General features: G+C 35.4%; 11 protein-coding genes. 10 read left to right on the forward strand and 1 reads right to left on the reverse strand.

Translation table 11 applies throughout. The features are described from left to right. Positions 1-296 precede the first annotated feature (296 nt). Positions 297-1,553, forward strand: coding sequence for a hypothetical protein (locus GQR59_RS04050; protein ID WP_160060806.1), 1,257 nt, complete (start codon positions 297-299; stop codon positions 1,551-1,553). 84 nt (positions 1,554-1,637) lie between these two features. Then, entirely contained in the window at positions 1,638-2,576 is a 939-nt protein-coding gene (locus GQR59_RS04055) for a CPBP family intramembrane glutamic endopeptidase (RefSeq protein WP_160060807.1), read from the forward strand. A 160-nt stretch (positions 2,577-2,736) separates the two neighbouring features. Here the strand turns inward: GQR59_RS04055 and GQR59_RS04060 are convergent, their stop codons facing one another. Next, positions 2,737-3,036, reverse strand: coding sequence for a 2OG-Fe(II) oxygenase (locus GQR59_RS04060; RefSeq protein ID WP_160060808.1), 300 nt, complete (start codon positions 3,034-3,036; stop codon positions 2,737-2,739). A gap of 442 nt (positions 3,037-3,478) precedes the next feature. Here GQR59_RS04060 and GQR59_RS04065 point away from each other — a divergent pair, with 442 nt between their 5' ends. The 8 genes from GQR59_RS04065 to GQR59_RS04100 all read left to right on the forward strand — a co-directional run bounded on the left by GQR59_RS04065 (position 3,479) and on the right by GQR59_RS04100 (position 12,636). Then, a complete protein-coding gene (locus GQR59_RS04065) occupies positions 3,479-4,801 on the forward strand; it encodes a DUF6602 domain-containing protein (RefSeq protein WP_160060809.1) in 1,323 nt (440 codons plus the stop codon). A 116-nt stretch (positions 4,802-4,917) separates the two neighbouring features. Continuing rightward, on the forward strand, positions 4,918-5,412 hold the full coding sequence (locus GQR59_RS04070; protein ID WP_160060810.1) for a GNAT family N-acetyltransferase: 495 nt from the start codon (positions 4,918-4,920) through the stop codon (positions 5,410-5,412). 122 nt (positions 5,413-5,534) lie between these two features. Next, positions 5,535-6,359 (forward strand): chromosome partitioning protein ParA, encoded by an 825-nt coding sequence (locus GQR59_RS04075; RefSeq protein ID WP_160060811.1) that lies wholly within the window; start codon positions 5,535-5,537, stop codon positions 6,357-6,359. 109 nt (positions 6,360-6,468) lie between these two features. Further along, positions 6,469-7,476, forward strand: a complete 1,008-nt coding sequence (locus GQR59_RS04080; protein WP_160060812.1) for a DUF4238 domain-containing protein — start codon at positions 6,469-6,471, stop codon at positions 7,474-7,476. Positions 7,477-8,009: 533 nt separating this feature from the next. Continuing rightward, the gene (locus GQR59_RS04085) at positions 8,010-9,050 is read left to right on the forward strand and encodes a glycosyl hydrolase family 8 (RefSeq protein ID WP_160060813.1); all 1,041 of its coding nucleotides are present in this window, start codon (positions 8,010-8,012) and stop codon (positions 9,048-9,050) included. 410 nt (positions 9,051-9,460) lie between these two features. Continuing rightward, the gene (trxC, locus tag GQR59_RS04090) at positions 9,461-9,895 is read left to right on the forward strand and encodes a thioredoxin TrxC (RefSeq protein ID WP_160060814.1); all 435 of its coding nucleotides are present in this window, start codon (positions 9,461-9,463) and stop codon (positions 9,893-9,895) included. A gap of 198 nt (positions 9,896-10,093) precedes the next feature. Further along, on the forward strand, positions 10,094-10,687 hold the full coding sequence (locus GQR59_RS04095; protein WP_236546644.1) for a histidine phosphatase family protein: 594 nt from the start codon (positions 10,094-10,096) through the stop codon (positions 10,685-10,687). Between the two features lie 350 nt (positions 10,688-11,037). Then, a complete protein-coding gene (locus GQR59_RS04100) occupies positions 11,038-12,636 on the forward strand; it encodes a CRTAC1 family protein (protein ID WP_160060816.1) in 1,599 nt (532 codons plus the stop codon). Positions 12,637-12,718: the final 82 nt, after the last annotated feature.

The following is a 12,718-nucleotide window of genomic DNA, read 5'->3' on the forward strand; positions in this document are numbered from 1 at the left end:
TGGTGACTTACTACTCATTAATAAGTAGAGTGACTCGATGCACTTAGCTTTAAAGGCCGAGTCTGCTTTTCAACAAGTGACCGACAAAAAAATGAATAGTTTTCATCTGTTCGTATGATCGAGTTTATGTGCTTTTCGATACAGTAAAGTATCAATCATAAACACACCTTGGCTATGGTTGAACATATTGAATATGACATGTTTTCTTCACTATTTTGGCTTTTACTGAGAGCATAAATAATAGGTTTACTACTGTTAACCCAATTGATTAAATACACATTATAAATAGGCTTTCGATGATAATAAAAAAACAACTTAAATGTACCTTACTGTTTGTCATTACTATTGTTGGCATACTTGGCTGTAATAGCACGCCTGCTCAATCTAATGATTCAGCCTTAGATATTGAAGAAGAGTATATTGACGAAAAGTACAGTGAAGAAAATGCAAGTTGGTTAGCAGGTTCTTGGGGCATAACGCAAAGAGTTGATGGTGGCTATAAGCTTGATCAATCCGTCGATGCCGGATCTGCTCACTGGGTTGCTGGTGCAGAAGAGATAGTTAAAAATCTTCCTTCATCAGGACATGTCATCACTTCTTTCACTCATCCTGCTCATGCTTTTCTTTTTACATTACGTGATAACGACAATGTTGATGTAGCCGCTATCCATCCAGATATGGTTCCTCGGCTTGAAAATGAACAAATCATTTTTGATGTGATTAATGTTTATCGAAAGGCGGGCAAAAAAGTTATTTTATATTTAAATGCAGCAGGGCCATCAATGATCACTGATAATGATCCTGAAAATGAACGTGAGATAAAAGCCGCATGGGAAGAGTACTATAATACTGAATGGAATGGTGATGAAGGTGCTGCTTGGCGCTATTTAGTAGAGGGTTATGCCAAAAGGTTTGATGGTTTAGTGGATGGCTATTGGTTAGATAATGTGAGGAAATTACCAGGTTCACTATCTGATTTTGTTGATACGTTACGCAGCGTCGACCCAACGTTAGCGATTGGCATCAATGAAAAAAAAGCGTATTTTACCGATGCCAGTGGCGAGTATCTTTATGTTGATAGTGATGGTTTAGATGATCAAGATGACACTGATTATAAAATAATAAAACATGTACCTACCAACGAATACGGAGACTTTACTGCTGGTCATATCACACCGCTAGGGCGAGGTGCACCCCCTAACTCTTGGGGTTACGAAGAATATACGATTCCAGATATGCAAGAGACTCCTTGGGATAGTTACAACGGCAATAAAAAAGCACTTAAGCACGGTTGGTTTCCTATTAGAAGTACATGGAGTAGTTCAAGGTCTGATTTAGTCTTTGGGATCGAGCAAGCCTATCGTTTTACTCGTAAGATTACTGATGCTGGCGCGGGTATTACTTGGTCAACGACTCAAGATGAAGGTTATATGAGTGCAGATGAAATGGATATTATGATAGAAATTGAAAATAGAATAACTCAAACCCCAAAAGCAAACTATGAAGCTTATCAAAAGCCAGTTGGCGCTTATTTATTAGGCGAAACGCCTTAATAGTAAAGTCGGCTGTTAAAAACAGCCGTTAAAAATCGGTCAATCTAACAGCGTAAAAACAACCAATAAGCAGTAACTAATAAAATGACTTTTTATCTATTAGCGTTATCGATTTTATGTGTTTTTCCATACTGTAAAGTATCAATCATCAAGCAACCGCTTTGGTTATGGTTAATGGCTTTGAGTGTTGTTAGTGGTTACGTCGAACAACATATAGATACTGTTGGGTTGGTGGGTATCGTGGTTTATGTCGCTTTATATCATGGCGCGCTTTACATAAAACAGCCAATCATACGGGCAATATCAAGTACTGCTTTTATCACCAGTTCATTGGCATTAGCCGTGCATGTCGTACCCGGTTTTAATAACTTACCTATTGTTATTAATGAGCTGATCACCAGCGATGCCATTCCTTATACCCTTTATGCTAACTTTGATAAGGGAATGGCGGGATTGTTGGTTTGTGCTTACTTTTTTGCTAAGAGCCAAACAACTAAAACCTTAGATACAACTATACCCTCAACTACAGCCTCAAATACAACTACAGCCTCAAATACAACTACAGTAAAAATCAGTACGGTAACAAAACTTAATCAGCCTTTTTTCATTATTATTTGTACCGTGTTAGCGACCTTGACGGTAGCGTTAATGATTGGGCTCGTTGGGTTTAGTCCTAAAGTGCCAGACTTTTGGTTAGCCTTTATTGCTATTAATCTTTTGTTTACCTGTGTTGCTGAAGAGGCGTTCTTTAGAGGTTTGTTACAAACTAAGTTGTCGCAATTAATCACAGTTAAACGTTTAGCTATTTTTGCACCGCTTATAACGGCAGCTATTTTTGCCTTGGCGCATTTTATAGGGGGATGGAGTTATGTGTTGGTATCAGGTGTGGCAGGTTTTGGTTACAGTTATATTTTTTATAAAACACAGCGGTTAGAATGGGCTATTTTGTGTCATTGGTTAGTGAATGTTTCACACTTCTTTTTGTTTACTTATCCGATGATAGGAGAGGTGGCCCCTCTTTGATTTTTTAGAGGGGTCGTCTGCGCTCATCCGATCAACTTAGGTTTTATTTACAGTATTGTTAGCCTGAACTCATTGAAGCATTTAGACGTTTATTTACTTGGTGTTTTGCCTTAGCGGCGATCTTGCTTTTCTTATGTGAAGGTAAACCTTTTTACAAAGCTTATATATTGAGTGCAAAACTGAGCAGGACACGCTTTCCTGATTCGATTTTAGTGACGCTGTGTTCGTACCTGTCGGGTCTAAATAAATACACACGGTTAAATAAGTTAATAATGCATTTTGTACACTTAAACACACCACCCACTTTTGGTTGTACCAAGATTAAATTGAGTTTGTAATAACGCCCTTTTTGTACATTATCGACATGGTTCATCACACTGTGGTTAATAGGGTAGGTCACTAGGTTTATTGAAAATAGCTTACTATAAAAAATGGTTTTGTTTTTAATGGTTGCCGTCATATTATCTCCACGTTGTTTACGGCTTTATTGTAGCATTGAGTCACCTTGTAATACGTTAGCTTAGTGATATCAAAATACGATGAGATATAACCAAATAGTTTGCTTGTTACGATGTGAAAAGGATTGTCTCATTTGGAAAATCTTAAGTATAAAGGGGAGACATCGTTACATTGAATGATGGTTAAAGCTTTCAAAAAATTAAACGACGAATAAATTCTCATCTATTTTCTAATTTGCAGTCTTTCCACCACAATTATGACAGTCTGCTACCTTTCACCATGATTAATAAATCATAACTTTATTATATCTCTTTGTTTTATCGTTAAATCAACGTAGAGTTATGTAATATTTTAATCATTAACTCTTGTCGTGTTTTCGCGGTTAAAGTGACATTTTGTGAGTTAATAAAGCTGTTATACGTTTTTAAAAATAGAGTTCATCAATGATAATTAAAGCTTCCCAACTATTAGAATTATTTATTCAAGAAGAAACTACAAAATTAAAAGGTTTTAAAATGCCTCATATGCCAACTTTAGGTAGCGCATATGAAAAGGTTACAAAAAATGGAATTGATCAATCTTTTATTCTTCCTGAAAATTTGAATTTACAAGTCGTGTCTGGATTTGTTTCTGTAGGAGGTGAAATGTTGCCGGAGCAGATCGATTGCATGCTTGTTCATGGGGTTGGTGTTAAGTATGGATTAACAGATGAATATATATATGAAATAGAAAACATACTTTGTATATTTGAAGTAAAGAAAACTCTCAGAAAAAAAGACTATTTAGATGCTTTTGAACACTTGGGTAAAATAAGAAAGAAATTTTCTCAACATTTTGAAAACAAGCTCAGAAGTGGAAAATTTGAACCTGATATCACAGTTGCGAGGAAGATTTTTTCACAAATGACAGGGAAGATTGCTCCTGAAAAATACTTAGATCTTCACTCTCTTTCAAAATGTGATGCACTTTTGTTTTATTCATTAGTCCAAGAATCTATTGCTCCTGTTAGTATAATTCATGGCTATGAAGGATATAAAAGTGAAAAAGGCTTAAGAACTGCTTTTCTAGATATCCTTGATGAAAAATCTAAAAAAGGTGCTCAAGGAGCAGGGGTTCCAAGCATTCCTACATTGGTTACATCTAATGAATATTGCATTGTTAAAAGTAATGGTATTCCTTTCTCTGTTTTTAAAGATAAAAATTCTTGGGTTGTATCTTTTTCAACAAGACATAATCCAGCCAAAATGATTCTAGAATTAATTTGGTCGAAAATTTCAATATATTTCAATATAAAGATGCCATGGGACGATGGTCTCCATATGGATAATATTAAACCTTTACTATTAGCTCTTCCTAAAGAAATCGGAGAGCGAGTAGGCTGGTTATATGAAACTATAGAAATGAAGGAAAAATATTTAAAGCGAGAAGATGATACTACATGGTACCCACATCATCTAGGTTCCGCAGAAATGGCCGCCATTAATATTATGGCTATGCAGGGTGGTTATTTGCCATTAGATAATGAAATGCAAGAGTATCTTAAAAACAGTGAAAGCTCTACTTTAGAAAATGTTATCGATTCTTTAACTAATAGCCGAGAATTCATGGTTGATGGAGGTTATTTAAGACCTATTAATAATTTGACTCATGTTTTAACTAATGATGACGGAAGTGGATATGCTTCATCGGAAAGCGAAAAATTTGATTTGTGGTGTGAAAACAATAATATCACCCCTAGTTATATGAATATAATCTTCGTGGAATAAACGTATAACAAAGCAATTAAACGGAACTAAAACAGTGGGTTACGTTTCGCTTCGCTACACATTTTAACCCACTGCTTTAGTCCGCTTATTGCGGCGTTAAATGCCAAGGTATAGATATGAGCATTGAGATTAGAAAAATAGAAGATAAGGATATTAGTGGTTTTTATGATGCTTTATGCACTGTTGCAAGCGAAGGGATCTATTTACTTACAACCAATCCGCCACCCTATGAAAGAATGGAAAATTTTGTTCGTAACAATATTGAAAAGAACAACTCTCAATACGTTGCTGTATTGAACGATAAAATTGTCGGTTGGGCTGATATCATTCCATTAGAACGAAATACAATGAATCATGTCGGACAGCTTGGCATGGGGGTTATCGCAGATTTTCGCGGCAAGGGAATTGGATCTCAACTTTTAGAAAAAGCAATCGCACATGCTTGGAATCAAAAATTAACACGACTAGAACTTGAAGTGTTTTCTGATAATCAAATAGCCATTGAGTTATATGAAAAATACAAATTCGAAGTTGAAGGTGTAAAAAAGAACGCAAGATTGTTCGAAAATAGATATCAAAACATCACAATTATGGCGCAATATGGCACTTAACAAGCTGCTGCACGCGGACTCGATACAGTTGTCGCTGTTTTTTGCTAAAAAAAAAAGCAGCAAAAACAACACCAACTTACTCGCCAGTGAGCAGGGCGTTAGGCTTCTCAAGGATGCAGTGCATGGAATCTTTTATCGAGTTAATTTCAAAAGTGCCTAATGTGATTTGGAGTGCGGTGATTGCATCATTCCTCACATTTTTAGGTGTTTTGTGGACAAATAGAGGAAATGAAAAACGACAAACTGCGTTACTTGAGCACGAAAAGCAAAAGTATCAATCAGAGCAAAAATTAGCTTTAAAGAAAGAAGTATTTTTAAACGTAGCTAGGTCATTTGCTGATGTTTTAGGAATAATCCCTAAATTAATGAATTTAGATTTCACACAAAAAGAAATTGAAATTCAAATGTCTGATCATAGCGGAATTGTTGCCAAATCTTATCTTGCAGCAAAAGAAGAGTCCGTTGCAGCTATTTTGAATTATTCAGCCGAAACGGCTGAAGTTTTTATTCAATTAATGAAAGAAAGAGCTGTCGCTTTGGATCACAAAAAAGCCATTGAAATATATCAAGTAACTATAGATTCAGCTAAAAAAGAAAAAGATAGAATCATTTCAATAATGAAAGAGTTAAATCTTCAAGGACACAATAATCAAGCGACTTTTGACTATTTAAATAAAAGTTATGAAACCCAAGAAGGTATTGTCAATCGAAGTATAGTGAGTTTAGAAGAGCAAAAGTCTATATTACAGCCTTTACATATGGCTTTCGCAAAAAAGTGCTTGAGTGAGCATAGCCGCCTTTTATCATTGCTACCACCAATGACAATTGCTCTGCGTGGTGAACTTGAAAATGATCAAAATTCGCAAACATTTGTTGATGCATTAAATGATAATATTAAAAGAATGAATGTAGCTTTTGATAGCATATTTGAGAGTAAAGAAGCCTAACAAGGGTTTTCAAGTCGGACAAATTACAGTTGGCTTTTTGTTCGTGCCTCACTTATTTTAGCCAACTGCAATTTGCCGCTTAAAACGGCGCTATATTTCAGGAGGGGTTATGAAGAATAAAACGAACAAAAATCATTTTAGCCCTGTTTTCGCCAATCAATATTGGACGAATGAGGTTAGTGGTTGGCACTATAAATATTATTACTATTGTCCATATCGCAAGTGTGTTGTCGATTCTCAAAAAGATAAAGGTAAGACTGCTTGGGGTTATGAATTTGATTTATATTCCCAAGAGCTAGAGGATCGGCTTGATTCTGAATTAGAAAATGACTCGGCACCACTCTACGAAAAGCTTTTAAATAATGACACCTTAGATGCTGATGAAAGAATGAAATGGGGGCAGTTTATTGTTACCCAATCTATGAGAACTCCAAGTTTTTTCAAGTATCGTGACGAACTTGAAAAAGCACATGGCGGTGACGAATCCTATAAAGAAACTATCATCGGTTGCCAATGGTGCGAAGATAATAAGTATGTTGCTTGTCGAGATTGGATTATTCTTGAAGCTGCTGAAGATGATTTCTTTGTTCGGACGGATAATCCTGTTTATATGACAGGGTTTCTTCAAAACCCAAGCACTACAATATTTTATCCTTTGAGTCCTAAAAAGTGTTTTGTTGCTTGTTCTTTTATTGAAATGCTGTTCACTCTAATAGGAGAAGAGCTGCCTCTTCCAAAGCAAAAAGTATTAAAGCTAGAGAAAGGTGATGCATATAAAATTAACTTTGACCTTATTAAGTCGGCTTCTACTTCTCTAATTGTTGCAAAAAGCGACAACAATCGAGTAATCAGCAAAATGAATGTTGAACTTCTTGGCACCTTCCCACAAATTCCATTTATGTTATCTTCGGCAGAAAATGATTATGCGGAATCAATTGAAATTGAAAAGATAATTCAATTAATGTCCTATTCCGATGGAATTGAATATCCAGAATACAGGGAGTATGAGCTTAAACCATTTTATGGGGTTGAGTTTTCAATGGGGATTAATCCATTCTCTGTTTTTGGTGTAACCAATGAACGGTTAAAAGAGTTGCACCCCGAAATAGAAATATAACAGCAATTTAAGTCGGAACAAAAACAGTTGGCTTTATTTCGTACCTCAACAAGTATAGCCAACTACTTTTGTCCGCTTAATGTGGGTGGAGCGTTGAGGCTATAGAATTTCTCCAAAAAGAATGTTTTTGCATTCTTTTTTTATAATCTATCATTGTACAAAAAAAATCTTTATTGAGCTGGTCTTCTGTGATCTAATCGTTATTATTCGCTCAGAGTTAAATGTGATGGCATCCTTTTTAAATAAAGAGGCAAACCTTACTTATTTTACCAAAGTAAATTCATCCCAATTGATTTCTCACTGCAAATTATCCCCTTTGAATATGAATATTCATTTTTCCATTCTACTTTTCCATATTCTTGAATACTCCTTTAGCAGAGTACCTTGATTTAAGTTCTTTTGATAATTGCTATGACAAGGATGAGAGTATTAGTTAGCTGTTATTATTGATGATTTTTATACTGTTCACCTTTATGATGGCAGCCTATTTATGAATACAGCTACATTTAAAAAAGATTAAGGAATACTGGGAAATGAAGAAAATTATATTCATTGGAATACTCTTGTTTTTGATTGCGATTTCATTTATCCCAAAATTTATTTCTTTTGAGCGAACACCTTTTCAAAAAAATTGGATTACTTACAAAGCACAGTTTATTGATACTAATCGAATACTTGATACTGAAAATAACAATACATCAACCAGTGAAGGGCAAGGGTTTGCTTTATTGTTTGCTGTCTTTTCTAATGATAGAAAGCAGTTTCAAGACATGTGGGCGTGGACACAGCAAAACATGCAGCGTGAAGATCATCTATTTCGTCAGCAATATTCACCCTCAGAAAAAGGGGAGTGTGATAAAAAATGTATCTCTGCTCAAAGCAATGCAAGTAATGGCGATATCATTATTGCTTGGGCTTTATTAGCAGCAGAAAATAAATGGGATCGCCAAATATTCCTAGTTGAAGGTTTACGTGTGTTAGATGCTATTAAAGCTAAACTTATTCGTCAACAATTCGGTTATCAGTTGCTATTACCGAGCGAAACAGGTTTTGAGTTGCCTGATGACCGTGTTCAAATCAATTTATCCTACTGGGTATTTCCCGCTTTAAATTTATTTACAGAAGTAACAGGTGATCCTATTTGGGCTGAAGTATACCAATCGGGCACATCATTGATGAAGTCTGCTCGTTTTGGCGATTGGAATTTACCGTCAAATTGGATGATCTTGTCGGAAGATAAAGCAACTTTAGAAGGGGCTAACTCTACAGAGTATGGAGAGAATGCTAATCGATTACCGCTTTATTTAATGCTTGCACAAGATTATCAAACACAATTAATCGCGCCATTTATTGACTTTTGGGCTCAGGAAACACTACCAGCAACGGTTGATTTATTGACAGGTCAACGTTCAGAAACATTAGCTAACGCTGGAATGAAAGCGATTAAAGCCGTTACAGAAGCTAAAATGAACAATGAAAATGCTGATGTTACATTGCCTCAGGTAACACCAGAAATAGATTATTATTCTGCCACTTTTATTTTATTATCACAGCTCCCGATTGTGAAAAAATAATGATACCAACGTTGAATTCGTTGATCAAAGTGCGACGAGCAGATCTTGATATAGAGTAACTCGATCTAATGCTTGAGTTGGTTTGCTTAAAGAGGGGCGTCTTATTGGTGTTAATTATTATTACTATAAGTGTCAGTTCAACAGGGCGTTTTTAAAAGATGTGATCTGCTTATAAGTGATTATTTAATTAGGTATTTATTTAGAGTGGCATTGTTTAAGTTAGAAAGGCACTATTACTTAAGTTAGAAAAATACTATTGCACTTATCACTTGAATTCAAGATTAGAAAAACATGATAGAAATAGGCTAAGCCAATAGATTAAATTACTATAGCTCGATGAAAAATAGCTCAATGAAAATAGCTCAATTAAAATAGACGCCAAATATTCAGACTTAAAAGAGAAAATAAATATGACTACAATTACTTCTAGATGCCCACATTGCCATTCCATGAATCGCTTGCCTGTTGAACGAATTGAAGCAACACCTAGTTGTGGACGTTGTAAAAAAGACTTATTACAGGGCGCACCAATTGAAGGAACAGCCGCTAATTTGTCAGTGTTAATCAATGGCGATAAACCTGTTGTTGTTGATTTTTGGGCACCGTGGTGTGGCCCTTGTATTAACTTTGCTCCAACATTTACAGAGGTAGCAACACAACAAACTGCTGCTCGATTTGTGAAAGTAGATACTGAAGATCAACAACAGTTAGGTGCGCAATATAATATTCGTAGCATTCCAACATTGATGGTGTTTAAACAAGGCAAAGTGGTAGATACTTTGAATGGGGCATTACCTGCAGCGCAGTTTAAATCTTGGTTAGCACAGGCGTTGTTAAAGTCATAATAGTAAAGTCATAATAGATATCCAGAATAAGTCACATTTATTATGGCTTATGCTCAAAGGAAAGTGGTGGAAATAACGGTACTTATACCAATGGAATTAAATAAGTGCTCAGAGATTGCGCAGGAAAAATTAACACTAACAAGGTGTGAGTTGTAGGAGATAGTTGTTCTCACTTCAAAACTCACAACGCAGTTAGGGGTGATTTTAACCAGCAAGAATGATCACCTTATTAATTCTTTTGGTATTAGACATGGTATGCCTGAGCCTATTTCAGAAGCCCCTGTCACTGCATTGGGGTTTAGACATTGGATTGAGCTGTATAATAAATCAAGTGTGCTCGAGAGTACCTATCCTCCGCTTAGCGCGGTTAATTATGCTCATGATTGCAATGCGATAATTTGTAGTCGTCTTCAACGATCTATTGATTCAGCCTCTATCCTAAATGCAGGGAAGATCGTTTTATGTGATGATCTATTTATAGAAGCTGGATTACCATCAGCAAGTTGGCGTACTTTTAAAATGACGCCGAAATTTTGGGCAATATGTTTTAGAGTGTTATGGCTTTTAGGATACTCAAATCACTCCGAATCAATAAAAGAAGTAAAAGCTAGAGCGGCATTAGCGACAGATAAGCTTATTGAGTTAGCGACTCTGCATCATAAAGTATTGTTTGTTGGTCATGGCATTTTTAATCGATTTCTTGTTAAGGAATTGATAAGGCGAGGATGGTCTGGCGCTAAATCCCCACAATCAGAATATTGGGCTGGAGACCTCTATAAGAAAAGTTACTAGGCAATTAACTTTTAAAATTGCTTTAAGCTATTTACTTTTTTGTACTTACTATTTGCATCTAAGACAGCTCTCACGACCTAATTTTTAAATTATTTTATTAATACCTCATTTATTGGCACTTATTCAATCAATACCTATAAATAGCGACCTATTAAAGAAGCACTATTCTATTTATTAACCTACTCTTATATTTTAAATCTTAAGCCTGAATAGCACATGTTTGACACGATAATAAATATTTAATCGGCTTAATCTATTTAAATAATTGAATGATTAAAGTGGTTTTTCGGGTCTTATTAATACACGCCTGACAGGGACGAATAAAATGGTTACATCACCCGGAGAGAGTTATGAGTAAATGGAAGAAAATATCGCTAATTGTTATCGGCATTCTAATTTGTATTGCATTATTTTTTACTAAAATAGTAGCCTATGTAATACAAGGACCTGAGCAAGAACAAGGTGAAACCGACTTACGTTTTAGTGAAATTAGCACGGAATTCACACATCAATCTGATTTTGTTGCCGGGTTACCTTTTATGGCGTTATCTACGATTGATATAGATAACGATGGCATTGATGAAGTGTTTGTTGGTGGTGGTATTGGACAACAAGATGGTTTACAAAAATATGAGAATAATGCGCTAGTAAGTATTCCTTCTGAAGGTTGGTTTGATAAAGCTGAAGATGACCCAACTTATGGTGCATCATCGATCGATGCTAATAACGATGGTTTAGTCGATCTTTTTGTCGCAAGAAGCAGTGGTCTTTATTTTTATGAAAATACAGGAACAGGTTTTAGTGGTAAGAAAATAGACTTTCCTTTAGATAAAAAGTCGATGCCTTTATCTGTTTCTTTTGGTGATATTAATAATGATGGCGCGGTTGATTTGTATGTTTCTAACTATATTCGTCCTGAATATGTGGAAGGTGAAACTATCTTTAATCAAGAATACGGCGGCATTAGTAATTTATTATTAAATAACGGTGACAACACTTTTACGGATATTACTAAATCATCTGGTGTTTATGAGCAACATAATACCTTTACCGCCGTTTTTGTGGATTTAAATAATAATGGTTTAAGTGATTTAGTTGTCGCTCAAGATACTGGTTTTGTACGTATCTTTAAAAACAATGGTGATTTAACCTTCGAAAATATTACTTTACCGGTGACTTATAGCTACCCGATGGGTATTGCAGTTAGTGACTATAATAACGACGGTTTGATGGATTTATATTTCAGTAATGTGGGTAAAACCTTACCTGACTTTTTAGTCGTAGGGGATTTAAGAGAAGATCAAACCCTGAATAAAGATTATATTTTGCTAGAGAATCAAGGTGATTTTAACTTTAAAGATACTGCACTAGAAAATAACGCCGCAAAATATGGGTTTGGTTGGGGACTCGTTTCTTATGATTTTAATAACGATACCCTTGCTGATTACCTTATTACTCAAAATTACATTCGTTTCCCTGCGGTTGAACATCTCGATCTATACCCTGGTAACTTATTACAACAATATGAAGAAAACTCTTTTAAACCTGTTGAAGAAGTCGCTGGTATTGGTAATAAACATTTCGGGGTAACAACGGTTGTTTCAGACTTTAATCAAGATGGTTGGCCTGATGCTGTTATTGGTAATTTAAATGGGAAATTACGTGCTTTCATTAATAATGGTGGAACGCGTCATTGGCTTAAAATTGCTTTTAAAGATGAGACTCATTCTATTGGTGCATTAGTGACGTTAACTATGGTCGATGGTCAAACTTATACCAATCAGTTTTATACCAGTGAAGGTTTAGGTTCGGATCAAACTAGTGATGTGTTTTTTGGATTAGGTGATCAAACTGAGATTAAATCTGTGAAAGTGACTTATCAGAGCGGAAGAACGGTGAATATTGATTTACCACAGGTCGACTCTACGATTGATCTTTCTGATTATTAATTTAAAGCGTTAATTTCAAATGGCTAATTCCAAGTTATTAGTACCAGACGATTAATTTCGGATTATTAGTTTTAAATGATTA

This window comes from Psychromonas sp. L1A2, assembly GCF_009828855.1.
Classification (GTDB): domain Bacteria; phylum Pseudomonadota; class Gammaproteobacteria; order Enterobacterales; family Psychromonadaceae; genus Psychromonas.

Coding starts and splice junctions, on each gene's coding strand:
- GQR59_RS04070 (WP_160060810.1), top strand. CDS start 4,918: ATGAGCATTGAGATTAGAAAAATAGAAGATAAGGATATTAGTGGTTTT.
- GQR59_RS04060 (WP_160060808.1), bottom strand. CDS start 3,036: ATGACGGCAACCATTAAAAACAAAACCATTTTTTATAGTAAGCTATTT.
- GQR59_RS04075 (WP_160060811.1), top strand. CDS start 5,535: ATGGAATCTTTTATCGAGTTAATTTCAAAAGTGCCTAATGTGATTTGG.
- trxC (WP_160060814.1), top strand. CDS start 9,461: ATGACTACAATTACTTCTAGATGCCCACATTGCCATTCCATGAATCGC.
- GQR59_RS04055 (WP_160060807.1), top strand. CDS start 1,638: ATGACTTTTTATCTATTAGCGTTATCGATTTTATGTGTTTTTCCATAC.
- GQR59_RS04085 (WP_160060813.1), top strand. CDS start 8,010: ATGAAGAAAATTATATTCATTGGAATACTCTTGTTTTTGATTGCGATT.
- GQR59_RS04065 (WP_160060809.1), top strand. CDS start 3,479: ATGATAATTAAAGCTTCCCAACTATTAGAATTATTTATTCAAGAAGAA.
- GQR59_RS04080 (WP_160060812.1), top strand. CDS start 6,469: ATGAAGAATAAAACGAACAAAAATCATTTTAGCCCTGTTTTCGCCAAT.
- GQR59_RS04050 (WP_160060806.1), top strand. CDS start 297: ATGATAATAAAAAAACAACTTAAATGTACCTTACTGTTTGTCATTACT.
- GQR59_RS04100 (WP_160060816.1), top strand. CDS start 11,038: ATGAGTAAATGGAAGAAAATATCGCTAATTGTTATCGGCATTCTAATT.